General features: G+C 73.3%; 23 protein-coding genes. 7 read left to right on the top strand and 16 right to left on the bottom strand.

What is annotated here, in order from left to right:
• Window positions 1–61 precede the first annotated feature (61 nt).
• Window positions 62–523 (top strand): MaoC family dehydratase, encoded by a 462-nt coding sequence (locus ABZ565_RS24365; protein WP_361030632.1) that lies wholly within the window; start codon window positions 62–64, stop codon window positions 521–523.
• 55 nt (window positions 524–578) lie between these two features.
• Here the strand turns inward: ABZ565_RS24365 and ABZ565_RS24370 are convergent, their stop codons facing one another.
• The 3 genes from ABZ565_RS24370 to ABZ565_RS24380 all read right to left on the bottom strand — a co-directional run bounded on the left by ABZ565_RS24370 (window position 579) and on the right by ABZ565_RS24380 (window position 2,790).
• Window positions 579–1,202 carry a TetR/AcrR family transcriptional regulator gene (locus ABZ565_RS24370; protein WP_361030635.1) on the bottom strand — a complete coding sequence of 208 codons (624 nt, stop codon included), beginning with the start codon at window positions 1,200–1,202 and terminating at the stop codon, window positions 579–581.
• A gap of 86 nt (window positions 1,203–1,288) precedes the next feature.
• Entirely contained in the window at window positions 1,289–1,579 is a 291-nt protein-coding gene (locus ABZ565_RS24375) for a YiaA/YiaB family inner membrane protein (protein ID WP_361030638.1), read from the bottom strand.
• A 59-nt stretch (window positions 1,580–1,638) separates the two neighbouring features.
• Window positions 1,639–2,790 carry an acyl-CoA dehydrogenase family protein gene (locus tag ABZ565_RS24380; protein WP_361030641.1) on the bottom strand — a complete coding sequence of 384 codons (1,152 nt, stop codon included), beginning with the start codon at window positions 2,788–2,790 and terminating at the stop codon, window positions 1,639–1,641.
• Window positions 2,791–2,855: 65 nt separating this feature from the next.
• Here ABZ565_RS24380 and ABZ565_RS24385 point away from each other — a divergent pair, with 65 nt between their 5' ends.
• Complete coding sequence (locus ABZ565_RS24385; RefSeq protein WP_361030644.1) at window positions 2,856–3,518, top strand: TetR/AcrR family transcriptional regulator C-terminal domain-containing protein; 663 nt, start codon at window positions 2,856–2,858, stop codon at window positions 3,516–3,518.
• Here ABZ565_RS24385 and ABZ565_RS24390 read toward each other — a convergent pair.
• The 7 genes from ABZ565_RS24390 to ABZ565_RS24420 form a co-directional block, all read right to left on the bottom strand.
• A complete protein-coding gene (locus ABZ565_RS24390) occupies window positions 3,515–4,597 on the bottom strand; it encodes a Zn-dependent alcohol dehydrogenase (RefSeq protein ID WP_361030646.1) in 1,083 nt (360 codons plus the stop codon). The two genes, ABZ565_RS24385 and ABZ565_RS24390, sit on opposite strands and share 4 nt — an antisense overlap.
• Window positions 4,598–4,641: 44 nt before the next feature.
• Entirely contained in the window at window positions 4,642–6,036 is a 1,395-nt protein-coding gene (locus tag ABZ565_RS24395; RefSeq protein ID WP_361030649.1) for an aldehyde dehydrogenase family protein, read from the bottom strand.
• 155 nt (window positions 6,037–6,191) lie between these two features.
• Entirely contained in the window at window positions 6,192–7,550 is a 1,359-nt protein-coding gene (locus ABZ565_RS24400) for an ABC transporter ATP-binding protein (protein WP_361030652.1), read from the bottom strand.
• Window positions 7,551–7,688: 138 nt separating this feature from the next.
• Window positions 7,689–8,306, bottom strand: a complete 618-nt coding sequence (locus tag ABZ565_RS24405; protein WP_361030655.1) for a TetR/AcrR family transcriptional regulator — start codon at window positions 8,304–8,306, stop codon at window positions 7,689–7,691.
• 47 nt (window positions 8,307–8,353) lie between these two features.
• Window positions 8,354–9,664: a hypothetical protein gene (locus ABZ565_RS24410; RefSeq protein ID WP_361030658.1), complete on the bottom strand. Its 1,311-nt coding sequence runs from the start codon at window positions 9,662–9,664 to the stop codon at window positions 8,354–8,356.
• Complete coding sequence (locus ABZ565_RS24415) at window positions 9,661–10,470, bottom strand: hypothetical protein (protein ID WP_361030660.1); 810 nt, start codon at window positions 10,468–10,470, stop codon at window positions 9,661–9,663. The genes ABZ565_RS24410 and ABZ565_RS24415 overlap by 4 nt, the downstream gene beginning before the upstream one ends.
• Entirely contained in the window at window positions 10,467–12,596 is a 2,130-nt protein-coding gene (locus ABZ565_RS24420) for a right-handed parallel beta-helix repeat-containing protein (RefSeq protein ID WP_361030663.1), read from the bottom strand. Before ABZ565_RS24420 ends, ABZ565_RS24415 begins: the two co-directional genes overlap by 4 nt.
• A 119-nt stretch (window positions 12,597–12,715) precedes the next feature.
• On the opposite strand from ABZ565_RS24420, the gene hmgA reads away from it, so the two are divergent.
• The 3 genes from hmgA to ABZ565_RS24435 all read left to right on the top strand — a co-directional run bounded on the left by hmgA (window position 12,716) and on the right by ABZ565_RS24435 (window position 16,202).
• Window positions 12,716–14,044 carry a homogentisate 1,2-dioxygenase gene (gene hmgA / locus ABZ565_RS24425; RefSeq protein WP_361030666.1) on the top strand — a complete coding sequence of 443 codons (1,329 nt, stop codon included), beginning with the start codon at window positions 12,716–12,718 and terminating at the stop codon, window positions 14,042–14,044.
• Window positions 14,045–14,072: 28 nt separating this feature from the next.
• The gene (locus ABZ565_RS24430; RefSeq protein WP_361030669.1) at window positions 14,073–14,873 is read left to right on the top strand and encodes a GntR family transcriptional regulator; all 801 of its coding nucleotides are present in this window, start codon (window positions 14,073–14,075) and stop codon (window positions 14,871–14,873) included.
• Between the two features lie 84 nt (window positions 14,874–14,957).
• Window positions 14,958–16,202: a type ISP restriction/modification enzyme gene (locus ABZ565_RS24435; RefSeq protein ID WP_361030672.1), complete on the top strand. Its 1,245-nt coding sequence runs from the start codon at window positions 14,958–14,960 to the stop codon at window positions 16,200–16,202.
• A gap of 26 nt (window positions 16,203–16,228) precedes the next feature.
• Here ABZ565_RS24435 and ABZ565_RS24440 read toward each other — a convergent pair whose 3' ends face one another.
• From ABZ565_RS24440 to ABZ565_RS24455, 4 genes are all read right to left on the bottom strand, one after another.
• Complete coding sequence (locus tag ABZ565_RS24440; protein WP_361030675.1) at window positions 16,229–16,837, bottom strand: TetR/AcrR family transcriptional regulator; 609 nt, start codon at window positions 16,835–16,837, stop codon at window positions 16,229–16,231.
• A gap of 166 nt (window positions 16,838–17,003) precedes the next feature.
• A complete protein-coding gene (locus ABZ565_RS24445) occupies window positions 17,004–17,267 on the bottom strand; it encodes a hypothetical protein (protein ID WP_026171590.1) in 264 nt (87 codons plus the stop codon).
• A gap of 184 nt (window positions 17,268–17,451) precedes the next feature.
• On the bottom strand, window positions 17,452–18,234 hold the full coding sequence (locus tag ABZ565_RS24450) for an SGNH/GDSL hydrolase family protein (protein WP_361030729.1): 783 nt from the start codon (window positions 18,232–18,234) through the stop codon (window positions 17,452–17,454).
• Window positions 18,235–18,512: 278 nt separating this feature from the next.
• The gene (locus ABZ565_RS24455; protein WP_361030678.1) at window positions 18,513–18,887 is read right to left on the bottom strand and encodes a GntR family transcriptional regulator; all 375 of its coding nucleotides are present in this window, start codon (window positions 18,885–18,887) and stop codon (window positions 18,513–18,515) included.
• Window positions 18,888–18,956: 69 nt separating this feature from the next.
• On the opposite strand from ABZ565_RS24455, the gene ABZ565_RS24460 reads away from it, so the two are divergent.
• Complete coding sequence (locus ABZ565_RS24460) at window positions 18,957–19,877, top strand: GNAT family N-acetyltransferase (protein ID WP_361030681.1); 921 nt, start codon at window positions 18,957–18,959, stop codon at window positions 19,875–19,877.
• Window positions 19,858–20,355 carry a DUF402 domain-containing protein gene (locus ABZ565_RS24465; protein ID WP_361030684.1) on the top strand — a complete coding sequence of 166 codons (498 nt, stop codon included), beginning with the start codon at window positions 19,858–19,860 and terminating at the stop codon, window positions 20,353–20,355. Before ABZ565_RS24460 ends, ABZ565_RS24465 begins: the two co-directional genes overlap by 20 nt.
• A gap of 67 nt (window positions 20,356–20,422) precedes the next feature.
• Here ABZ565_RS24465 and ABZ565_RS24470 read toward each other — a convergent pair whose 3' ends face one another.
• On the bottom strand, window positions 20,423–21,901 hold the full coding sequence (locus tag ABZ565_RS24470; protein WP_361030732.1) for a trifunctional class I SAM-dependent methyltransferase/NUDIX hydrolase/VOC family protein: 1,479 nt from the start codon (window positions 21,899–21,901) through the stop codon (window positions 20,423–20,425).
• 77 nt (window positions 21,902–21,978) lie between these two features.
• Entirely contained in the window at window positions 21,979–22,872 is an 894-nt protein-coding gene (locus ABZ565_RS24475; protein WP_361030687.1) for an alpha/beta fold hydrolase, read from the bottom strand.
• Between the last annotated feature and the right edge of the window lie 63 nt (window positions 22,873–22,935).

Genomic DNA, 22,935 nt, shown 5'->3' on the forward strand with positions numbered 1-22,935 from the left:
TGAGCAAGCGCTTAGACAGTGCGATGGACGGTCGGCAGAGCGGAAGGCAGGGAGCAGGGACATGGCTGAGCCGAGGATCTTCGACTCCGCGCAGGAGCTGCGTGAGGGTGTGGGCGAGCAGCTGGGGTACAGCGACTGGCTGGAGATCGACCAGAAGCGGATCGACCTGTTCGCCGACGCGACCGGCGACCACCAGTGGATCCACGTGGACCCCGAGAAGGCGGCGGCCGGACCGTTCGGGAAGACCATCGCGCACGGTTATCTGACGCTGTCGCTGCTGCCGGTGCTCGTCCCGCAGGTCATGGCGGTCCAGGGCGCGAAGATGGGCATCAACTACGGCACCAACAAGGTCCGCTTCCCCTCCCCCGTGCCCGCCGGCTCGCGGGTGCGCGCGACAGCCGTCCTGAAGAGCGTCGAGGAGGCGGGCGGCGGCGTGCAGATCACCGCCCTCGTGACGGTCGAGCGCGAGGGCGGCGACAAGCCGGCGTGCGTCGCCGAGTCGGTGTCGCGCTACTACTTCTGAGCCCGTACGCGAACACCCCCGGCCCCACGGAGGCACCGGGGGTGCTTGGCCGTGTTCAGCGCCCGGCGGCGACCATGCGCAGCACCAGGCCGGCGTACAGCTCGGCGACCTCGTCGGGCGTCCGGCTGCCCTGCGCGTTGAACCAGCGCGCCACGTCGATGCAGAGCGACAGCACCGCGAGCGTGGTGCCGGGCACGTCCGGCACGTCGAACTCGCCGGAGGCGACGCCCTCGCCGATGATCCGGCGCACCACCGCGTCGGTCCGGCGGCGCAGCGCGATGATCTCGGTGCGGTGCTCCTCGCCGAGCGCGTCCAGCTCGTACTGGACCACGCGGGCGGTGGTGTGCCGTTCGGCGTGCCAGCGGACGAAGGAGCGGACGGCGGTGGCGAGCCGTTCGGCGGCCGTGCCGCCGCCGTCGGCGGCCGCCTCCAGCACGGCCAGGGCCCGGTCGTGGCCGATCCGGCTGATCCGGTGGAGCAGCTCTTCCTTCGTCTTGTAGTGGATGTAGAGCGCGGCGGGGCTCATTCCGGCGCGGCCCGCGATGTCCCGGGTGGTGGTCGCGTGGTACCCGCGCTCGGCGAAGGCGTCGACGGCCGCGACGAGGAGCCGCCGGGCGGCCTCGGGCGTCACCTCGGCCCACGGCGGGTCCTCGGCGTCGGTCTCCTGCGCCGTGCTCATCGTCGCTCGCCCCTCTCAGTCAGCAGGACGCACACCATACCCCGATCCTGAGCAAGCGCTTAGGGTGACTGTTCGCGGGTGGGGCCTCAGAGCTTCTGGAAGGGGTCGTGCTCGGCGAGGATCTTCTCCAGCCGGGCCTGGTCGACCCGGCTGACCAGCTGACCCGCCTCCTGCCGGTCCCGGACGACCTTGGCCAGGGTGAAGCTGGAGGTGACCAGGTAGAGGACGCCGATGGCGAGGAAGGCGCGCACCCAGGCGTCGGCGTCGAGGAAGTAGATTCCGAGGGTCACCGCGGCCATCGCGATCCCGAAGGACGCGACGGCCTGCCCGAAGTAGGCGCCGGTGGTCTGCTGTTTGACCGGTGTCGTCTCACTCATGCGGCCCAGCATCCGGCGGTATGATCCACGCCACATCCGTACGGATACTCAGAAGATACTCAGAACGCGGAGACGCCTGTCAGGGCCCGGCCGATGATCAGCTTCTGGATCTGGCTGGTGCCCTCGTAGAGCGTCATCACGCGGGCGTCCCGAAGCAGCTTGCCGACCGGGTACTCGTCGATGTAGCCGTAGCCGCCGAAGACCTGGAGGGCGTTGCCGGCGGCGCGCACGGCCGCCTCGGAAGCGAACAGTTTGGCCCGGGACGCGGCGGTGGCGAAGTCCTGGCCCCGGTCGATGAGGTCGGCGACCCGCCAGGTGAGCAGGCGCGCGGCCTCGACGTCCACGGAGATGTCGCTGATGAGTTCCTGGACGAGCTGGTAACCCGCGATCGGCCTGCCGAACTGCTCGCGTTCGCCCGCGTATCCCACGGCCGCGTCCAGGGCCGCCTGGGCGATGCCGACACAGCCGGCCGCCACCGACATCCGGCCCTTCGCCAGGGCGGACATGGCGATGGAGAAGCCCTTGCCCTCGGGGCCCATCAGGGCGCTCGCGGGCACCCGGACGTCCTCCAGGACCAGTTCGGCGGTGGCCTGGCCGCGCAGGCCGAGCTTGCCGTGGATGGTGCGGCGGGTGAGGCCGGGGGCGTCGGCGGGGACCAGGAAGGCGGAGATGCCCTTGTGGCCGGGGGTGTCGTTGGTGCGGGCGAAGAGCAGCACCACGTCGGCCCAGGTGCCGTTGGTGATGAACATCTTGCTGCCGTTGATCACGTAGTCCGCGCCGTCCCGCACGGCCCGGGTCGTCAGGCTGCCCGCGTCCGAGCCGGTGCCGGGCTCGGTGAGCCCGAAGCAGCCGACCGCGTCGCCGGAGGTCAGACGGGGCAGCCACCGGCGCTTCTGCTCCTCGTCGCCCCAGGCGGCGACGGTCTTGGCGACCAGGCCGAGGGAGACCGAGACGATCCCGCGCACCGAGGAGTCGCCCCGGCCCAGCTCCTCGGTCACCAGGCAGTACGCGAGGTGGTCGCCACCCGAGCCGCCGTACTCCTCGGGGACGGTCAGGCCGAGGAAGCCCAGGGCGCCCAGCTTCTTCACGATCGACTTGTCGACGTTCTCGGACCGGTCCCACTCGGCCGCGTACGGGGCGACATCGCGGGTGACGAAGTCCTTCGCGAGCTGCCGTACGGCTTCCTGCTCCTCGCTCAGCTCCAGGTTCATCGGCCGTACCCTCCGCCTTAATTAGCACTGCTAGTTTTCAGATCGCAGGGCCTACTATGTGCCGCATGGCCCGCCCGCGCAAGCCCCTCCTGAGCAGAGAACGCATCGTCGAGACGGCGAGCGCCCTCGTGGACGCCGAAGGGCTCGACGCGGTGTCCACCCGCCGGCTGGCGGCCGAGCTGGGGGTCAGCGGGCCCTCGCTGTACAACCACTTCCGCAACAAGGACGAGATCCTGGACGCGGTCGCCGACGCCGTCTCGGCGCAGGTCGATCTGTCGATGTTCGAGGAGTCCGACCCCCGGGACTGGCGGGCCGCGCTGCACGACTGGGCGGTCTCCTACCGGGCGGCGCTCGCCGCGCACCCGCACATCGTTCCGGTGCTCGCGCAGGGGCCCGGGCGCCGCCCGGCCGGTCTGCGGGTCGCGGACGCCGTGTTCGGGGCCATGGTGCGCGCGGGGTGGCCGCCGGCCCAGGCCACGTATATCGGCGCGCTGATGCGTTACTTCATCACCGGCTCGGCGCTCGGCTCCTTCGCCCGGGGGTTCGTGGACGACGAGACGGCGTACGACCCCGCCGACTACCCGCACCTGGGCCAGGCGCACCTGCTGGCCGAGCGGCGGCAGCAGGTGGACGAGGGGGCCTTCGAGACCGGGCTGCGGGCACTGGTGGACGGGCTCGAACTGCAGTACGCGCAGCTGGAGCCCGCCCACCACGGAGCACGCGACTAGAAGACGACCAGCGCCCGGCCGCCCTTGCCCGCGATCATGTGGTCGAAGGCGGCCGGGATGCCGTCCAGGCCGATGCGTTCGGTGACCATCATGGAGAGGTCGAAGCGGCCCGCCCGGATGTGGTCCGCCAGCACCGGCAGGTCGCGGGCCGGGTCGCTGTTGCCGTAGACGCACCCGGTCAGGGACCGGCCCCAGTGGAAGATCTCCAGGGCGTTGAAGGTGACCTGCTGGTCCTTGCCGCCGATCCCGACGACCGTGGTGCGGCCGCCCCGCCGGGTGGACTCCCAGGCGCTCCGGATGGTGGCCGCCCGCCCCACGCACTCGACGGCCACGTCCGCGCCCTGGCCCCCGGTGCGCTTCCGGATGTCCCGGGGCGTGGTCTCCGAGGCGATGACGAAGTCCGTGGCGCCGGCGCGGCGGGCCAGTTCCTCCTTCTCCGGGGAGACGTCCACCGCGATCACCTGCGAGGCGCCCGCGATCCTGGCGGACTGGAGCACGGCGAGCCCGACGCCGCCGATGCCGAACACCACGACGGACTCCCCCGCGCGCACCCGGGCGCTGTGGTGGACCGCACCGTATCCCGTGAGCACCGCGCAGCCCAGGAGTGCCGCGTCGGTGAGCGGAATGCCGTCCGGGGCGGGCAGCACGCAGTTGCCGGCGACGACGGTCTCCTCGGCGAAGGCGGCGACGTTCAGCCCGGGGTGCAGGTCGGTGCCGCCGTCGGCCGTGCGGGCGTGCAGGTTCGCCGCACCGGCCAGGGCGCCCGCGCAGAGCCACACCTCGCCGATCCCGCAGTGGTGGCAGTTGCCGCACGAGGGCGCCCAGTTGAGGACGACGCCGTCGCCCGGGGCGACATGGGTGACGCCCTCGCCGACCGAGACGACGGTGCCGGCGCCCTCGTGGCCGAGGACGGCGGGGACGGGCACCCTCATCGTGCCGTTGGACAGCGAGAGGTCGGAGTGGCAGACCCCGGCGGCTGCGAGGCGGACCCGCACCCGGCCGGGGCCGGGCTCCGGCAGGACGATGTCGGTGATCTCCAGCGGAGCTCCGACGGCGGGCAGTACGGCGGCGCGGACCACGGACTTGCTCCTTGCTGATGGCTGGCTGGTGGGCGGTACGGGGCTCAGAACTGGAGGGACTTGGTCTGGAGGTACTCGGCCAGGCCGTGCGCGCCGAGTTCGCGGCCGACGCCGGACTGCTTGTAGCCGCCGAAGGGCGCGAGCGGGTTGAAGCGGCCGCCGTTGATGTCGACCTGGCCGGTGTCCATCCGGCGGGCGAAGGCCGCGGCCGTCTCGTCGTCGGCGGCCCAGACGGCGCCCGCCAGCCCGTAGACGGTGCCGTTGGCAATGCGGAGCGCGTCGTCCTCGTCCTCGTACTTCAGGATCGAGACGACGGGGCCGAAGATCTCCTCCTGGGCGATCGTCATCTCCGGGGTGACGTCGGCGAACACCGTGGGGCTGACGTAGTACCCGGTGGGCAGCGGGGCCTCGGGGCCGCCCGCGACGAGGCGGGCGCCCTCTTCGACGCCCTTCTCGATGTAACCGCGCACCCGGGCCTGCTGCTTGGCGTTGACGAGCGGGCCGACCCGGTCCCCGGGCACGTACTTGGCGACGGCCGCCGCCGCGAGCGCCACGGCCTCCTCGTACCGCTCCGCGTCGACCAGCATCCGGGTCCAGGCGCTGCACGTCTGGCCCGAGTTGGACATCACGTTGGCGACGCCCACGTTGACCGCCTTGGCGAGGTCCGCGCCGGGCAGGATCACGTTGGCGGACTTGCCGCCCAGTTCCAGCGCGACGCGCTTGACCGCGCCGCCGGCCGTGGCGCCGATCTGCCGGCCGACCGCGGTGGACCCGGTGAAGGAGACGAGGTCGACGTCCTCGTGCGCGGCGAGGGCCTGTCCGGCGACCGGGCCGAGGCCGGTGACCAGGTTGAAGACGCCCGCGGGCAGCCCGGCCTCGGCAACGGCCTCGGCGAAGAGCTGAGCGGTGAGCGGGGTGTCCTCGGCGGGCTTGAGGACGACCGTGCAGCCGGCGGCCAGCGCGGGGGCCACCTTGGCGACGATCTGGTGCAGCGGGTAGTTCCACGGGGTGATCGCGCCGACGACGCCGACCGGCTCCAGGTACACCGTCGAGTTGCCGTGCCGCTCCTCGAAGGCGTACGTGGCGGCGAGCTCGGCGTACGTCCCGGCGACCAGGACCGGGAGGCCCGCGTGCACGGATACGGCCAGCGCGGGCGGGGCGCCCAGCTCGGCGGTGACCGTCTCGGCGATCTCCTCCGCGCGGACGCCCAGCACGTCGCGGAGGGCGGCGATGCGGGCGGCGCGCTCGGCGGGCGGGGTGGCGGCCCAGCCGGGGAACGCGGCGCGGGCGGCGCGTACCGCCGCGTCGACGTCCTCGGCGGTGCCGGCCGGCACGTGGCCGATGACCTGCTCGTCCGCCGGGTTCACGACCGCGATCGTGTCCGTTCCCGCGGCGGGCCGCCAGGCACCGCCGATGTACATACCGTCGTGGGCCTTCATCGCTGTTCCTCCCGGGCACGGTGACGGACGGGATCGTCCGGAGCCCAAACTAGCGCTGTTAGTTTTCAGGCGCCAGAGACCCTCCGGAGACCCCGGTCACGTGCCGCCCCCGCCCGCCGCGGTCGGCGGCCGGCGGGCGGGGGCGGCGCCGGGTCCTACATGTCCAGGCCGGGGACGTCCTTCGGCAGCGGGCAGATGCGGCGGCCCTGGTGGTCGAAGACGTACAGGTGCGCGAGGTCGACCAGGAGGGGCACCTGGCCGCCGGTGCGCAGCATCATGTCGGGCCCGGTCCGCACGACGAGGTCGCTGGCGGTGACGGCGGGGCGGTCCGGGCTGCGCATCCCCGGCGGCAGGTCGTCGGTCTCCGGAGCGTCCAGGACCGCGACGGACCCTCCGACGTAGGAGCTGGCGCGCTCCTTGATCCGCTCCAGCACCCCCGCGCCGCCCTGGCCGCCCCGGCGCCTGCGCACGGGGCCCCGGTCGGTGCGGGCCGACTCCAGCTCGGGGACCACGGCGGGCCGGGAGCCGGTGTTGAGGTGGACCAGCGCCTCGTGGCCCTGGTACTCGACGTGCTCCACGATGCCGCTGAGCGCGACCTCGCCGGGGCGGGCGTGGCTGGGCGGGGCGATCCGGACCGCCTCCGAGCGGAGGCCGACGATGACCGGGCGGCCCTGCTGGATGCGCAGGAGCTGGTGGTCGGGGCTGAGCGGTTCGGGCAGCGGGAGGCGCTGGCGGCCCAGGTCGATGGACATCCGGCCCTCCAGGGGAGCGTGCACCACGGCCTGGAGGAGGTTGATCCGGGGCGTCCCGATGAACGCGGCGACGAACACGTTCTCCGGCAGGGCGTACACCTCGCGCGGCGGGCTGACCTGCTGGAGGATCCCGCCGCGCATGACGGCGACCCGGTGGCCCAGGGACATGGCCTCCGCCTGGTCGTGGGTCACGTACACGGTGGTGACGCCGAGTTCCTTGGTGAGCTGGGCTATCTCGGCGCGCAGATGGTTGCGGAGCTTCGCGTCGAGGTTGGACAGCGGCTCGTCCATGAGGAAGGCGGAGGGCTGGCGCGAGATGGCCCGCCCCATGGCGACCCGCTGGCGCTCGCCGCCGGAGAGCTGGCCGGGGCGGCGGTCCAGGATGCGCTCGATGCCGAGCATCCTGGCCGTGTTCTCGATGCGTTCGGTGTGGTCCAGACGCGGGTTCTCCAGCTTCAGCGGGAAACCGATGTTGTCCCGGTTGGTCATGGTCGGGTAGAGCGCGAAGTTCTGGAAGACCATGGCCATCCCGCGTTCGCGCGGGGTGAGGTGGCCGGCCGGTTCGCCGTCGAGCAGGATCTCGCCCTCGGTGGTGTCCTCCAAGCCGGCGATCATGCGGAGCACGGTCGACTTGCCGCAGCCCGAGGGGCCCAGCAGGACGACGAATTCGCCCGGGTTTATGGAGAGCGAGAGCTGGTCGACGGCGCGCTGGGACCGTCCGTATGCCTTGCTGACGTTGTGCAGGGTGATGGCGCGAGTCATGTGGTTCCGCCCGGGAGGGTTCGTGATGGAGCGGTGGGGAGCGGCAGCAGTGGCCCGAAATTAGCCCACCGCGCCCGGTGAGGGAATGACTCGCGCAAATTTGGGTACGCCCCGGGCCTATTCACAGCCGGGGAAAGCTCAGTCGAGCCTCCGGGCCAGGTAGGCGTGGATGAGTTCGCGGGTCTCGGCGACGAGCGCGTCGTCGCCGGACGGGTCGGTGCGGAAGGCGAGTTCGAGCAGGGCGTCGGCCGCCTCCACGCAGACCAGGATCGCGCGCAGCAGGTCCGCGTCGGCCTCCCGGCCGAGCTGCCCGGCGAGGAGTCCGGCGAGCCGGGACGCGACCCGCTGGTTGGCGTCGTCGGCCGGGTCCTCGTCGGGGGCGGGGGCGCCGAAGTCCACGAGGGCGAAGCCGGGGACGGTGCGCTTCATCGCCAGGTACTCGTCCAGCACGGCGTCGATCGCGCCGCGCCAGTCGGCGGTCTCGATGGCGGTCAGCCGGGCGGTGATGCGCTCGGCGTAGCTGTCCAGGTTGCGGCGGGCCAGCGCGTCGGTCAGGGACCGCTTGTTGGAGAAGAATCGGTAGACGGAGCCGATGGGCACCCCGGCCCGCTGGGCCACGGCCCGGGTGGACAGCTGCTCGTAGCCGATCTCGTCCAGGAGTCCGGCGCAGGCGTCGAGGATCCGGGCGAGGCGTTCGGCGCTGCGCTGCTGCACCGGGGCGCGGCGGAGGTTGTTCGTGTCGGGCACGCCTTCCATAATGCCGTGGACCTCCTGCGGCGGTGGCGGGGCCGGTCCGGCCGCGCTCAGGCGATGAGCAGGGCGAGACCTCCCACGGTGTACGCGATCATCAGGGCGAGCAGCGGGAGTTGGCCGATGACGGCGCGCCGGGGCGGCATGAGCCGTACGGACCTGTCGTGCGCGGCGATGACGCCGAGGACGTGCCCGGTGACGATCGCGACGACCTGGAGGGTGGCGACGCCGCCCGGCCCGAGGGGCGGTTCGGGCGGGGCGGGCCGGTCGGCCCCGAATGCCAGCGCGACGGTGCGGGGGCCCTCGGTGGCGAAGAGCGTGAAGTAGTGGGCGACGAGGTAGCCGAGCGCGATGGGCACCAGTGAGTGGGCGAACGCGGTGAGCGGGCGGGGCGGCGTGCCGCACACGAGCCGGGTGGCGCCGGCGCAGAGCCCGTACAGGGCGGCGACGAGGACGACGGCGCCGAGCAGGCCCAGGGTGGCGGTGGTGGTACGGCCCAGCTCCGAGGTCTGCACGGTGGTGATCCAGCGCGGCGCGTCGGAGAAGCCGTCGTACGCGGTGGAGCCGAGCATCACGCAGACGGTGGCGACGAGCCCGGGGGGCCGGGGTGTGGCGTCGAGCCCGTTGAACGGTGAGCGGACGACGAGGCGGCCGTCGGTGGGGCGGCGGCCGAAGGGGGAGAGGCGGGCGAGGAGGCCCGAGTAGACCTCGAAGGCGTCGGCGTGGTCGAACCAGTGGGCGCCGTACACCGCCGCGCCCGTGAGGTGGACGGCCGTGTAGACGCCGAGGAACACCAGCAGGTCGGTGGGCGAGGCAGGGTCGGGGGCGACGAGTTCGAGCCAGGTGAAGGCGAGGAGCCCGGCCGCCGCGGGCCGCATGCCGAGGTGTACGGGGAGGGGGCGGCCGGTCTCCGGGTCGCGCCCGGTCGCCCGGCAGGCGAGGAGGTGCAGGGTGCGCAGGGGGTTGAGCGGCCGCCAGACGGGCCCCAGGAGCAGCGAGGCGGGGACGAGCCCGACCCACAGGAGGACGTAGACCGTGCCGGGCGCCGGGTTGCGGTCCGGGTCGGCGGGTCCGAGGAGCAGCCACAGCACGACGGCGAGCGCGGCGGCCAGGCCGAGCGCGCGGGCGGTGAGCCGGGTGGCGCGGGCGTCGGCCAGGCGCTGGACGGCGGCCGGGAGCGGGCGGCCCGCCTTCTCCCCGGTGAACCGTGAGTCCGACCAGAGCAGGCCCAGCGCCAGGAAGGAGACGAAGAGCGCGGCGAAGGCCCCGGCGAAGGCGTAGAAGGGCGAGAGGGGCAGGTCGTGCTGGGCCCCGATGCCGTGGGCGAGGACGCGCACGGCACCGGGGGCGGGGGCGCCCGTCACCGTACGACGAGCTGGGTCAGCAGGAGGTCCGACTCATGGGTCTCGACCTCGAAGAGCCCGGTGCGGTCGGCGGTGAAGGCGACCGTGACGGTCCGTCCGGCGGGGAGCTTCGCCTCCTTGTCGTAGCCGTGGACGTGCAGGACGTCGTCGCGGTCGCTGCGGACGCGCAGGCGCACGGTGCGGCCCTTCTCGATCTCGGTGCGGCCGGGCGCGGGGCTCACCTTGCCGCCCTCGACGGCGATCTCGACGGTGGTGGTGTCGTCGTCGGGCGTGCCGGCGGGGCTCGCGGTGGTGGCGCCGAGCGTGGCGGCGGCCCGGACCGGGGCGGCTCCGACCGCCCAGGCGGTGTGGTCGTCGGCGTACAGGCCCGCGGTGAGCCGGGTGCCGCCCCCGGCCGCGCGGAGCAGCGCTTCGGGCAGGTGGAACCAGGCGCCGTAGACCCGGGCGAGCGGGTGGCCGTCCAGGAAGAGCTGGGCGTGGCCGCGTCCGGCGAGCGCGCCCCCGCCGACGCTGTCCGGGGTGAAGCGGAAGTTGCGCACGGTGAGGTGGACGTTCCAGCCGTCCTCCGAGTCGGGCCGGACGGCGAGGTCCACCTCGGGGGCGCCGGCCGCGTCGACCTGGCGGAGCCGGTGGCCGTTGCCGTCGTCGCCCTTCAGGAGGCGGCCGTTGCTGCCGGTGTCCTCGGCGTGGCTGGTGCCGGGCTTGTGGTGGGTGGTGGCCCTGCCCCCGCAGGCGCCCGCGCCGAGGACGAGGACGGCCGCGGTGAGCAGGGCGAGGGCGGGGCGGGCGGCGCGGGCGGGGCTCATGAGGGGTCGCCTTCCGGTTCCGGGGCGGTGCGGGTGCGCGGGGAAGCGGCGGCGGCCGGGGTCTCCGGTGCGTCGGCGCCCTCCGTACCGCCGTCCCCGTCCCCTTCGGCGTCTCCGGCGCGCTCCGCGCCCCGCTCCCCGTGCCGGGCGGCGGCCACGACGGCCCAGACGACCCAGACCAGGCCGAGCAGCCCCCGTACCCAGGCCGGGCTGAGCGGGATCCACGGGATCATGAACACGCCCTTGTCCAGCGCGTCGAGCAGCGTCAGCGCGCCCAGGACCACGGTCACCCAGCCGAACACCGGGCGCGCCGGGCGCAGCGCCAGGCCGATGCCGGTCCACCAGAGCCCGGTCAGCAGCAGCGCGACGGCCGGGACGTAGGTGGCGGCGAGGCCCATGGTCGAGCCGGCCACGTCGAGGCCGAGTCCGATGAGGCCCAGGAAGGACGCGGCGGTCGCGAGCCGGCTCCCCCGCAGCCGCCGCCACCACAGCACCCCGCCCACGAGCACGAGGACCCCGGCGATGCCCAGGGCGGCCTGGACCTCGATGCGTTCGATGCCGCGTGCCCCGTACCAGTCGCAGCCGGCCGGCAGCCGGCGGGCCCGTACGTCGTAGTCGGCGCAGACCAGCAGCTGGGCGAGCTTGACGGGCTCGCCGAAGAGCCGGTCGGTGGAGCCGGACACGTCGCCGCGCCGTTCGCCGCAGCCGGGCAGGGAGCGCGGGGTCGAGGCGCCGGTGTCGGACTGCCAGCAGTTGCCGTCGCCCTGGCCGTCCCACCAGACGTCGGTGGCGTTGGGGCGGGACTTGCCGTTCCGGTCCTTGCCGAGGTGGTTGCCGGCGTACCGGTTGTGGTGCGAGGTGTCGGTCTGCTTGCCGAGGGCGTTCTCGCCGCGGATGAAGGCGGGGACGGCGCTCAGGAAGAAGGCCGCGCGGTTCTGCCCGTAGATCCAGTTGTCCTCGTAGCGGTTCCAGTTGCCGCCCGCGGTGATGATGCCGGTGCCGGGGGGCATGGAGATCTGCGGGCAGACGACGCCGTCCTCGTAACCCCGTTCGGCGGGCGGCTCGGCGCAGGTGCCGTCGGCGACGTAGCGGTAGTAGTCGGCGTTGTTGTCGTGGATCAGGTTGCGTTCGAAGCGGGCGTGGTTCTGCGGGAGTCCGGGGTGGCCGGGGAAGGCGCTGTCCATCGAGGCGCCGCCCATGTTGTGGTCGAACTCGTTGTCGTGGACGTAGACGGAGTCGCCCGCGGTGCCGGAGTAGCCGACCATGCTGTGGTGGCTGCGGCAGCCGGTGATCTCGATCGAGTAGCGCGGTACGTCGTAGCCGTAGCCGTCGTTGATGTCGGAGGCGCTGCCGGGGTAGATGCCGGAGTCGCCGTTGCCGTAGGACTCGCAGTTCTTGTACAGGCCGTGGTCGCCGGCGAAGGTCAGGAAGCCGTACTCGTCGTTCCAGCGGGTCAGGACGTCGTCGATGACGAAGCCGTCCTGGGCGAGGACGTAGAGCGAGTTGAAGGTGGTGCGCTGGGCGGTGAAGTTCTTGAAGTAGATCCCGTCGGACTTGTCCGAGCGGATCGCGTTGAGCTTGCGGTACTTGGCGTCGATCACGACGTCCGTGCGCGCCGCGCCGGTGCCCTCTATCTGGAGGTCCTTCTTGCCGAGGATCGCCACCAGGTTCTGGTTGTGCGGGCACTTCGCCTGCTGCTCGTAGCTGAGGATCTGGTAGCCCAGCTTGGAGTCGGGGGCCTTGAGGTGGGCGCACTCCCCCTTCGGAGCGGGCAGCGAGGGCTCCTCCTCGTACAGGCCGGGGAGGATCGCGATGGTCTTCCCGGGCCCGTCGACGGCGTCGACCGCCTGCTGGAGGTGGCGGTAGCCGGAGGTGCGGCACCGCTCGAAGAGCGTGAGGTTGCGCGCCTTCAGCGCCTCGGGGAAGCCGGAGATCCGGCGCTCGAAGTCGGCCCGGCCGGTCTTGCAGACCAGGAGGTCGGGCTCGCCGGCGCGGTACACGGGGACGCTGCCGGTGCCGTCGGGCAGGGTGACCGGCCGTTCCTCGTGCGCCTGGGCGGCGGGTGCCGCGAGCAGTGCGGCGGCGAGCACCGCCAGGACCGCCAAAAGTCTTCGTGTCCACGACATGTGGCGGAGAGTAGAGCATTGTTCAGCTTTTTGAACCCCTTCTGCACGACGAATGCCGTTGACTCGCCACGCTTCCATTCCTACGGTTGTGCATAGGATTCCTTCGGACGGGAGCGCACATGGGCGGCATCGAGCAGGCGAGGAAGACGGCGGAGGGGCTTGAGTACTCCACCGGTTTCGGGAATCAGCACAGCTCGGAGGCGATGCCGGGAGCGCTCCCGCACGGGCGCAACTCGCCGCAGCGCGCCCCCCTGGGGCTGTACGCGGAGCAGCTGAGCGGGTCCGCGTTCACCGAGCCCCGCGCCCACAACCACCGCAGCTGGCTGTACCGCATCCGCCCCTCGGCGGCCCATCCCCCGTTCGTCCGCGCGGACAACGGCGCCCTGCGCTCGGCCCCGTTCACCGAGACCGTGCCGGACCCGAACCGGCTGCGCTGGGACCCGCTCCCCGAGCCCGCGCCCGGCACGGACTTCGTGGCGGGCCTGTGGACGCTGGGCGGCAACGGCGACGTGGCGCAGCGCACCGGCATGGCCGTGCACCTCTACCACGCCAACGCGGCGATGACGGACCGGGTCTTCAGCGACAGCGACGGCGAGCTGCTGATCGTCCCCCAGCACGGCGGGCTGCTCCTGCGCACCGAACTGGGCCTGTTGCGTGCCGAGCCCGGCCACGTCGCCCTGATCCCGCGCGGCGTCCGCTTCCGGGTCGAACTGCTCGACGAGACCGCGCGCGGGTACGTCTGCGAGAACTACGGCCGCCCGTTCACGCTCCCGGACCTCGGCCCCATCGGCGCCAACGGCCTCGCCAACGCGCGGGACTTCCTCGCCCCGGTCGCCGCGTACGAGGACGTGGAGCGCCCGGTCGAGGTGGTCAACAAGTACTGCGGCAACCTCTGGACGGCGACCTACGACCACTCCCCGCTCGACGTCGTCGCCTGGCACGGCAACCACACCCCGTACGTCTACGACCTGCACCGGTTCAACGTCATCGGCTCGATCAGCTACGACCACCCGGACCCGTCGATCTTCACGGTGCTGACCTCGCCCTCGGACACGCCGGGCCTGGCCGGAGTCGACTTCGTGGTGTTCGCGCCGCGCTGGCTGGTCGGCGAGGACACCTTCCGCCCGCCGTACTTCCACCGCAACGTGATGAGCGAGTACATGGGCCTGATCGAGGGCGCGTACGACGCGAAGACGGCCGGAAAGGGCGGCTTCGTACCCGGTGGCGGCTCGCTGCACACCATGATGTCGGCCCACGGCCCGGACCGGGAGACCTTCGACAGGGCGAGCGCGGCAGAACTGAAGCCGCAGAAGATCGATGACGGCCTCGCCTTCATGTTCGAGACCCGCTGGCCGGTCACCGCGACCGCGCAGGCCACGACGGCCGACCACCTGCAACAGGGCTACGACGACGTATGGCAGGGTCTGAGCCGCAACTTCAGGCCGTGACGGTCCCCACCGGGGCCGGCGACGACGCATGCAGGAGGACCAGGTGCCGCAGCCCGCTGCGAACAGCCCCGCGCCCCGGGGCACCGCCTTCGCGCCCGACTCGCTGGTCCTGAACCGCAAGCTGCCCCTGTGGTACCAGGTCTCGCAGTCGCTGCGGGCGTCCATACTGGGCCGCGCCCCGGACGCCACGCTGCGGCTGCCCACCGAGGAGCAGCTCGCGGCGCACTACGGGGTCAGCGTGCTGACCATGCGCCAGGCGCTCAAGGAGCTGGAGACCGAGGGCCTGATCAGCCGGCACCGGCGGCGCGGCACCTTCATCGAGCCGCACGCCCGCCGGGGCTCGCCGGTCCGGCTGCTCGGCTCGATCGACGCGATCGTCGCCCAGCAGTCGGGCGAGCGCTCCACGCTGCTCGACCACGGTCCGGTCCCGGTCCCGGGCGAGGTGGCCGAGTACTTCCCGGGCTGTGCCGAGGTCGTGGGCTATCGCCGGCTGCGGTGCGACGGCACGACCGGCGAGCCGACCAACTGGGCGCAGAACTGGGTGCACCCGGAGGCCGCGGCGGACCTGGACCCGGCGGACCTCGACCGGTGGCCGATGACGAAGGTGCTGCGCGACCGGGTGGGCGTCCCGATCGCCCGGATCACCGACACGGTCGAGGCCCGCCTCGCCGACCCGGCCACCGCCGAACTCCTGGGCGTCCCGCTGCTGAGCCCGATCCTGTACTACACGGGCATCACGTACGACGAGAGCGGCCGGGTGGTCGACGTGGCCCGGATCCACTACCGGGGCGACCGGTTCTCGTTCTCGGTGACGGTGGAAGCCCACTGATCGCGCGGGCCTGCCGCCGTCCCGGTCGCCGCCGTTACGATGCCGGGGAAGGCGGCGGGCGCGGCAGGCGGGGAGGGCGACACGGTGGCAGCACCGGCAGCGGCCGGGTCCGGCGAGGGCCCGCGCGGCCCCCTCCTGGACGACCTCATGCCCTGGTCGGTCCGGCCGCTGCGCACCGGGCGCGCCTGGGTGACCGCACCTGACGCGGCCTCCCTGCGGGCCCGCTGGGACCGGCTGGTGCGGGCGTCCGGCGAGGAGCGTGAGCGGCTGTTCGCCCCGACCCGCGCCCGTACGCAGCAGACCGCCGTGACCGCCCTGCCCGGCCGGTCCGGCGCCACCGGCCGCTTCGCCCGCGAGACGGGCCGCTGCCCGGAGCCGGTACGGGTGCTGCACGGGCCGTACGACGAGCAGTGGCTGCTGCCCGACCACCGTCTCATCGACGTGGCCCGGCCCGAGCTGTGGCGGGTCGCCGACGACCACCAGCTCTTCCTGGTCGAGCACGGCCGGGTGCCGAACGATCCGGGCCCCGCCGTGTCGGTCACGGCGCTGCTGCCCGACGGCCACTCACCCGCCGGCCGCCCCGGCCGGGTCCGCCCGCTGTACCGCCGCCCCGGCGGCCTCGAACCCAACCTCGCCCCGGGCCTGCTCCCCGTACTGCGGGCCCGGTACGGGGACGCGGTCACCGCCGAGTCGGTGCTCGCCTGGATCCTGGCGGCGGCCCGCCCCTCGCCGGCCGGCTGCGTGGTCCCGCTCCCGGCGGACGCCGCGCGCTGGGCGGAGGGGGTGGAGCTGGGCCGCGAGCTGCTGCGGCTCCAGCTGCGCGGGGCACGAGGAGCGGAGCGCCCCCGGCTGCCGGGCGGGCAGCGCCCCTATGTGCGGGCGGCCGTCCCGCCGGTCCCGGTGCCCCTGGCGTACGACGCCGAGGAGCGGGCGCTCGTCCTGGGCACCGGACGCGTCTCGCCGGTGCCCGCCGGTGCGTGGGAGTTCCGGGTGAGCGGGGTGCGGGTCCTCGATGTGTGGTTCGAGCGCCGGATGGCGGCGTGCGGGGCGCCGGGGGCGGACGCGGCGGGGCTCGACGCGGTCCGGCCGCGCGCCTGGCCGCAGGAGTGGACCTCGGAGCTGCTGGACCTGGTGACGCTCCTCGCCCTCCTCGCCGAGCTGCGGCCCCGTCAGGAGGAGCTGGCCGGCGCGCTGGCCGCCGGCCCTGGGACCGGCGAGGACGAGCTGCGGTCGGCGGGGGTGCTGCCGGTCGGGGATGCGGCGCGGCGGCCCGCTTCGGTCCTGGACCATCAGGAGGAGGGGCCGGACGGGCAGTTCGCTCTGCTGTGAGCGGTTCCTTCGTCCGGGACGACGCCCTACTCGGCCAGGGCGGCCGGCCGGTCCAGGCCGCCGAGGAGCCGGACGAAGCCCGTCTCCAGGAAGGCGCGGAGCTCGTCCAGGGCGTCCGGCGCGTCCAGCGGCCAGCTGGTGGCCGCCTCCTCGGCGAAGGCGAGCCAGGCCCGGGTGGCCAGGGTCAGCCGGGGCGACGGCGGCATCCCGAGCCGGCGCTGCCCCTCCGCGACCCGGCGGGCGAGGGTGGCGCGGGTGGCCTCCACGATGTCCCCCGCGGCGGGGTGGCTGCCGGCGGCGCCCCGGACGAGGGCGCGGTAGACCTTGCGGCGCCCGGTCACGTACGCGACGAAGCCGGCGATGAACGCGCGCATCCAGGCGACCGGGTCCAGCGAGGCGTCGGGTTCGGTGGCGGCGGCGAAGTCGTCGCACTCCTGGCGCACCACGGACCGGTAGAAGTCGCGTTTGGAGTCGAAGTAGTGGAAGAGCAGGCCGCGCGATATGCCGGCACGCCGGGCCACGGCATCGGTGGAGAGCTCGTCCAGGGAGCAATCGGAGAGCATGTCCACGCCAATCGCCACCAATTGCGCCCTTCGCTCTTCGGGGCGCAGACGCGCGGCTCGCTTCTCGGGCATGGGCACAGTGTAGAAGTAGTTCGGCACCGAATTACCTCGGCACCCATCCGGGCCTGTCGGACACAGCGCGTGACCGGGTGCGGACATGGCTACGCGCCACTGCCGGCTCCGGGGATGACGGAAGAGCGGGCAGCAGCGCGCTGCGGGAATCAGGACCGCGGTCGGGTCAGTGGCGGCTGCCGAAGAGGGAACGCCGCAGCCGGCGCAGGGGCGCGAAGAGCGACACCCGCGCACTTCTGCTGCGCCGGGTGTGTCCGGCGTCGCGCGAGGTCAGCTCGCGCATCAGCAGCGTCGCTTCCGCCGCCTCGCGCTGCGGCACGACGGGGCCGCCCAGCACCGCGAGATGGCGGTCGAGGCGCGAACTCGTCGCGCTGCTCCCGCATGTAATGGCAGGCACGCGCGCCCTGCTGCGCACCGTTATCTGTTCCATGTCACTCCCCACCCGTACGAGGGCACTCGGCCCGGGCAGGTTAACCCTATCGCCTGCCACCGACACTCGTGTATCCCGGGAGCGGGATTGCGCACACGTATACGGAGGTTGACGAGGCGTCGGCGCATCCTTGCGTGTCCGGGGCGAGTTGACGGGCGCGCCCCTCCCGGGGCGCGCCGCCGGGTCAGTCGAGCGCGTTCAGGACGGGCAGGTAGCCGCCGGACTGCCCGGCGGCGAAGGGGTGGTACGACTCGCCGATGTTCAGCCAGTTGAGGCTGTGCAGCCAGGCACTTCCGGAGCAGATCTCGTGCCCGGTGAAGGCGCTCGTGACGTCGCCGAAGCTGAAGCCGTGGTCGGCGGCGCGCTTGGCGGTGGCCGCGTTGAGGTAGTCGGCGGCTCCGTTGATGGCGCTGCGCACCTTGTCGCTCAGTCCGACGACGCAGCTGCCGCCGATCTTGTAGAAGCGCGGGTAGCCGAGGACGACGACATGGGCCGCGGGGGCCTTGGCCTCGATCGCGTCGTACACCGAGTTCAGCTTGCCGGGCAGCGTGGTGTCCACGTAGCTGCGGGCGGTGGCGATGCGGTTGAGGCAGGTGGTCTCGGACTGAAGGACACAGGTCGTCATGACGTCGGAGAAGCCCGCGTCGTTGCCGCCGATGGAGATCGAGACGAGGTCGGTCGAGGAGTTGAGCGGGCCGAGCTGATTGGCGATCACATCGCCCGTTCGCGCCCCGGAGCAGGCGGTGAAGGAGAAGGAGGCGGGCGCGTGGGCGGAGGCCCAGAGGGAGGGGTAGGCGAGGGTGCTGCGCTTGCAGTCGCCGCTGGAACCGATGTAACTCCCGGAGCCCACACCCGAGGAGTACGAGTCCCCGAGGGCGACGTAGTCGACGGACGATGCGGCGTTCGCGGTGGCCGCCCCGGTCAGGGCGATGACGGCGCCGAGCAGGAGCGAGGACGAGAATGCCACGAGTCTGGACAATTTCACGGAATCTCCCTTGGACCGACCGGCAGGATCTCTGCCTACTCAGTGGTAGCAGCGCGGACGGCCTTTCCGGAAGTGTTCATGCCAAGTCGAACGGATGAGCTTCCGCTGAAGCGCGCATGGCCGGCCGACCCGTCAACTCGCCCTCAGCGGGCGGAGGTTGCCGTGTACCCGGCCGACCGGGTCCGGCGGTGCGCAATGACCGGGCGGAGGTCCGGGACGGGCTGATCCCGTAGCGGGCGGGGCCCCCGCGCCACGGTCCCTCAGTCCGCGTACACCGCCCGCACCGCGTCCTCGGCCAGTTCCAGGGCACGGGCCCGGGAGAGGCCGAGGCGGCGGGCCTGTTCCGCGTACGCGCGGGCCGCGGCGGCCGCGTTGCGGTCGGCGGTGTCACCGGCGGCGGCGACGAACGTGCCGTTGCGGCCGCGGGTCTCGATGACGCCGTCCGCCTCCAGCGCCCGGTACGCCTTGGCGACCGTGTTGGCGGCGAGGCCCAGCTCCTCGGCGAAGCCGCGTACCGTCGGGAGCCGGTAGCCGACCGGCAGCACGCCGGAGCGGGCCTGTTCGGAGATCTGGGTGCGCAGCTGCTCGTACGGGGCGATGCCGGAGTCAGGGTCCACAGCGATCTTCAGGGTCACGGGCCGATTGTCCCCCACCGGCGGAAAATGGGAGGCGGGCGGGTCGGGGGCGCGGATAGCGTCCGGCGCATGACTGTCCTCGTACGCGACTTCCGGCCCGCCGACGCCGAGGGGTGGGTGCGGGTGCGGCGCGCCGCCCTGCCGTACATGATCACCACGCCGGAGCAGGTCGTGTCCGACCTCACCGGGGCTCCGGCGGGGCGGCGGTACCGGATGCTGGTCGCCGAGGAGGACGGCGAGATCATCGGGACGGCGCAGGTGGGTCTGGCCTTCGAGAGCCCGGAGCCGGGATCGGCGTTCTGCAATCCGTACGTCCATCCGGAGCGGACCGGGCGGGGCGCGGGCACGCTGCTGCTGCGGACCGCCGAGGAGTATCTGGCCCTGGCCGGGGCGGCCTCGGTCTACACCTGGGTCCTGGACATGCCCGGCAACCGGGCGTTCGCCGCGAAGCACGGCTACATGCCGAGCCGGCCGGCCCACTTCCTCCGTCTGGACCTGGCGAACGGCCCGCTGCCGCCGCGTCAGGAGCTGCCGGCGGGGGTCGAGCTGCGGACGGGCGCCGACTTCGCCGACGATCCGCGCCCGCTCTTCGAGGCGGACGCCGAGGCCACGGCGGACGAGCCCAGCGACACGCCCGCCCGGCTCGGGGACTACGAGGAATGGCTCGCCGAGACCTGGCGGGCGCCCGGTCTCGACCACGGCCTCACCTCGGTCGTGCTGGCCGACGGCGAGGTGGCGGCCTTCAGCGCCGCCCGGACCGACGGGGTGAGCCGCTACGGCTCGGCGATGACGGGCACCCGGCGGGCGCACCGGGGCCGCGGCCTCGCCAAGCTCGCGAAGAACGACTCGCTGCACCGGGCGCGCGCCGCCGGGTACACCGACGCCTACACCGGCAACGACGCCGGGAACGGGCCGATGCTGGCCATCAACCGGTGGTTCGGCTACGAAATCTGCGCCACGGAGGTACGCCATGCCCGCAGGCTCGGCTGACGCCGGTCTGACCGTCGCCCTGGTCAAGGCCGGGAAGACCAAGATCAGGTATCCGGCGGCCCTGGTCGCCGACGACGGCACCCGGATCACCGTCCGGGCCCCCTGGGCCGCCCCGGGCGCCCGGGACTTCGGCTTCGTCCGCTTCGAGCCGGGCGACGTCTTCACCGAGCACTACTGGCGCGACGCCTGGTTCGCGGTGAAGGAGGTCCGCACCGGCGCGGGCGAACTCAAGGGCTGGTACTGCGACGTGACCCGGCCGGCGGTGCTCCGGGACGGCGAGCTGGTCGTGGAGGACCTGGACCTCGACCTGTGGGTGTCGGCCGACCGCGCGGAGATCCTGCGGTTGGACGAGGACGAGTTCGCCGCGAGCGGCCTGGCCGGGCACGACCCGGAGGCGGCGGAGGCCGCGGCGGCGGCCCTGGACGAGCTGGAACGGCTGGCGCGCGCGCCGGAGGGCCTGGCCCCGCTGCTGGCCTGAACGGGGGGCTGCCCCAGGTGCGGGGCCCGGCCGCCCGAGCCCGGGCCCCGCACCCGGCCGGCGCCCCTCAGCGCACCACCAGCTCCACCTCGTACCCCGCCGCGTCCTCCAGATAGGCGGCCACGCGGTCCTCGCCGCCCGCGTGCGGATGCCGGTCCGCGAAGAGCAGCCGCCAGCCGTGGTCCGGGGCCCGGGCCACCAGCGCGTCCAGGGCGGCCCGGTCCTCGACGTGGAACGCCAGGTGGTTGAGACCGGGGCGCCGCCGCTCGTGCGCCCCGGGGGCCAGGTCGGGCGACTGCTCGATCACCACATAGCCGTCCCCGCGCCGCCAGCTGCGCCCGTGCTCCCACTCCTGGTACGGGACGTGGCCCAGCTCGCCGAGGAGCCAGTCCCAGCCCGGTATGGCCGCCGCCAGGTCGGGCACCCACAGCTCGATGTGGTGGACCCGCCCGGTGCGGGTCCCGCTCACCGGCAGCACCACCGCCCGCCGCTCGCCCTCCGGTTCGTACGCGATCGGGTCGCCGTCCTCGTGCCAGTGGATCAGGAAGCGCTCGCCCGCCCGGTAGCCGTCGAGGCCCGCGCGGCAGTACGCGACCATGTCGTCGGGGAGGGCGTCCAGCGGATACCAGGCCAGCTCGGAGCACTTGTCCGGTTCGCGGTTGTACGGGGGCCGCGCGGGGTCGTACGACGCCTCGAAGAACCAGCCCGTGCGCGGGTTGCCGCCCGGGCCCCGGTGCTGCATGACCAGCGCCATGCGCAGCTCCGCCGGGTCCAGGGCGAGGCCGGTCTCCTCGGCCGCCTCCCGGATCACCGCGGCGCGCACGTCCTCGCCGTCCTCCACATGGCCGGACGGGGCGTGCAGCAGGCCGTCCGCGTATCCCGTGCCGGCCCTCCGGGCGAGCAGGACCTCGGAGCCGCGACGGAGGATCAGGTGCACGTCGACCACCTCGGTGTGGCGGCGCGTCCCGCGCACCCGGGCCACCAGTGCGTACCGCTCGTCGTCCACGTCCTTGCCCCACAGGTCGCGGTCGCCGGAGAGCCGTTCGTGGTGGACGCGCTCGGTGAAGGGGGCGAGCAGCGTGGTGAGGCGCTCGGCCGACAGACCGTCGCCGTTCCACACGCCCTCGACCAGGACCAGTCTGCCGCCGGGGCGCAGGAGCCCCGCCCAGTGGCGCAGGACGGCCGCCGGATCGGGCAGCAGCCACACCACGTGCCGGGCGAGGATCACGTCGAACCTCCGGTCGCCGACGGGAGGCCGGGCCGCGTCCCCCGCCAGCACCTCGGCGCCCGTGCCGGCCAGCTTGGCGCGGGCCCGCTCCACCATGCGCGGCGCGCTGTCCACGGCGGTGAGCCGGTGACCCCGGCCGGCCGCGAGCAGGGACAGGCTCCCCGTACCGCAGCCGAGGTCGAGCACGTCGGACGGCCCGGAGGGCAGCCAGCTCTCCAGCCGCCGCGCCCAGGCGTCGCGGACCACCGGGTCGAGCAGTCCGTGGTCGGCCTCCCGGTCGAAGGTGTCGGCGAGGGAATCCCAGTCGGTCGTCATGATCCGATCGTGCCAGCCGCCACTGACAACGCCTCCGTCCCGGCGAGGAGGGGCGTCGCCGGGACGGAAGCGGGACGGTGCTAGCCGATGACCGAGGCGCAGTCGGTCGGGGTGGCGTGCGACGGGTCCAGGGCGTTCGCCACCTCGTGGTAGGCGACCCGGTCGATGGTCCCGATGGCCACGTGCTCGGAGAGGTCGACCGGGCACAGGTCCTGGAGCAGGACGTTGCGCACGTCCGGCCCGTCCAGGAACTGGGTCCGGTACGGGGTCACGACCTCGTCGTACCGGGTCGCGATGACGGTGTAGTGCACGCCGGGCACGGTGTCCGGCAGGGAGTTGAGCTTGGTGATGAAGGGCGATCCGGCCACCTGGTCGGCGAGTCCGGGCGTACCGGCGTTGAGCAGGTACCCGACGCCGGGGAAGTACGGCAGGAGCTTGGTCAGGCCGAGCAGCGTGGTGCCGTGGTTGTCGGGCGCGAGCCCGATCATGGCGTTCACCCTGGCCGCTCCGCCGAGGAACTTCAGGTAGTAGTTCGGCATCATGCCGCCCTGCGAGTGGCCCACGATGTCCGCCTTGGCCGCTCCCGTGGAGGCGAGCACCTTGTCGACGAAGGTGGCGAGCTGTCCTGCCGACCTGTCGATCGGGCCGAGGCCGTTGAAGACCGGCACGCCGGGCAGTTGACCGTAGTCGAGCGAGTAGACGCAGTAGCCCCGGTTGACCAGGTAGGGGGCGAGGACGAGCCAGTTGTCGACCGAGTTCCCGAAGGTCCCGTGGACCAGGACGACGGGGCGGGGGTGGGCGGCTGAGGGCTTGCAGGAGTAGTCGTTCCAGCCGCGCGAGGTGGCGGCCGTCGCGGCGGCGGGGGCGGCCGCCGCGGTCGCCGTGGGGGTGGCGACCGCGGCGACGGCGAGGAGCAGGGCGGCGAGCGTCCGGCGGGCGCGTGGGGAGCGCGGCGCGCGGGTCCAGGGCAGCATCGTGGGGTCTCCTTGCGGCTCAAGGGAGTTGCGATGTCTGTGCACCCTGCGGCCCGGACCACA

The organism is Streptomyces sp. NPDC016469 (genome assembly GCF_040632905.1).
Lineage (GTDB): Bacteria > Actinomycetota > Actinomycetes > Streptomycetales > Streptomycetaceae > Streptomyces.

Excerpts from the sequence above, each read along its gene's own strand:
- ABZ565_RS24365 (WP_361030632.1), top strand. The coding sequence starts at position 62 with ATGGCTGAGCCGAGGATCTTCGACTCCGCGCAGGAGCTGCGTGAGGGT.
- ABZ565_RS24370 (WP_361030635.1), bottom strand. The coding sequence starts at position 1,202 with ATGAGCACGGCGCAGGAGACCGACGCCGAGGACCCGCCGTGGGCCGAG.
- ABZ565_RS24375 (WP_361030638.1), bottom strand. The coding sequence starts at position 1,579 with ATGAGTGAGACGACACCGGTCAAACAGCAGACCACCGGCGCCTACTTC.
- ABZ565_RS24380 (WP_361030641.1), bottom strand. The coding sequence starts at position 2,790 with ATGAACCTGGAGCTGAGCGAGGAGCAGGAAGCCGTACGGCAGCTCGCG.
- ABZ565_RS24385 (WP_361030644.1), top strand. The coding sequence starts at position 2,856 with ATGGCCCGCCCGCGCAAGCCCCTCCTGAGCAGAGAACGCATCGTCGAG.
- ABZ565_RS24395 (WP_361030649.1), bottom strand. The coding sequence starts at position 6,036 with ATGAAGGCCCACGACGGTATGTACATCGGCGGTGCCTGGCGGCCCGCC.
- ABZ565_RS24400 (WP_361030652.1), bottom strand. The coding sequence starts at position 7,550 with ATGACTCGCGCCATCACCCTGCACAACGTCAGCAAGGCATACGGACGG.
- ABZ565_RS24405 (WP_361030655.1), bottom strand. The coding sequence starts at position 8,306 with ATGGAAGGCGTGCCCGACACGAACAACCTCCGCCGCGCCCCGGTGCAG.
- ABZ565_RS24415 (WP_361030660.1), bottom strand. The coding sequence starts at position 10,470 with ATGAGCCCCGCCCGCGCCGCCCGCCCCGCCCTCGCCCTGCTCACCGCG.
- ABZ565_RS24420 (WP_361030663.1), bottom strand. The coding sequence starts at position 12,596 with ATGTCGTGGACACGAAGACTTTTGGCGGTCCTGGCGGTGCTCGCCGCC.
- hmgA (WP_361030666.1), top strand. The coding sequence starts at position 12,716 with ATGGGCGGCATCGAGCAGGCGAGGAAGACGGCGGAGGGGCTTGAGTAC.
- ABZ565_RS24430 (WP_361030669.1), top strand. The coding sequence starts at position 14,073 with ATGCAGGAGGACCAGGTGCCGCAGCCCGCTGCGAACAGCCCCGCGCCC.
- ABZ565_RS24440 (WP_361030675.1), bottom strand. The coding sequence starts at position 16,837 with ATGCCCGAGAAGCGAGCCGCGCGTCTGCGCCCCGAAGAGCGAAGGGCG.
- ABZ565_RS24445 (WP_026171590.1), bottom strand. The coding sequence starts at position 17,267 with ATGGAACAGATAACGGTGCGCAGCAGGGCGCGCGTGCCTGCCATTACA.
- ABZ565_RS24460 (WP_361030681.1), top strand. The coding sequence starts at position 18,957 with ATGACTGTCCTCGTACGCGACTTCCGGCCCGCCGACGCCGAGGGGTGG.
- ABZ565_RS24465 (WP_361030684.1), top strand. The coding sequence starts at position 19,858 with ATGCCCGCAGGCTCGGCTGACGCCGGTCTGACCGTCGCCCTGGTCAAG.
- ABZ565_RS24475 (WP_361030687.1), bottom strand. The coding sequence starts at position 22,872 with ATGCTGCCCTGGACCCGCGCGCCGCGCTCCCCACGCGCCCGCCGGACG.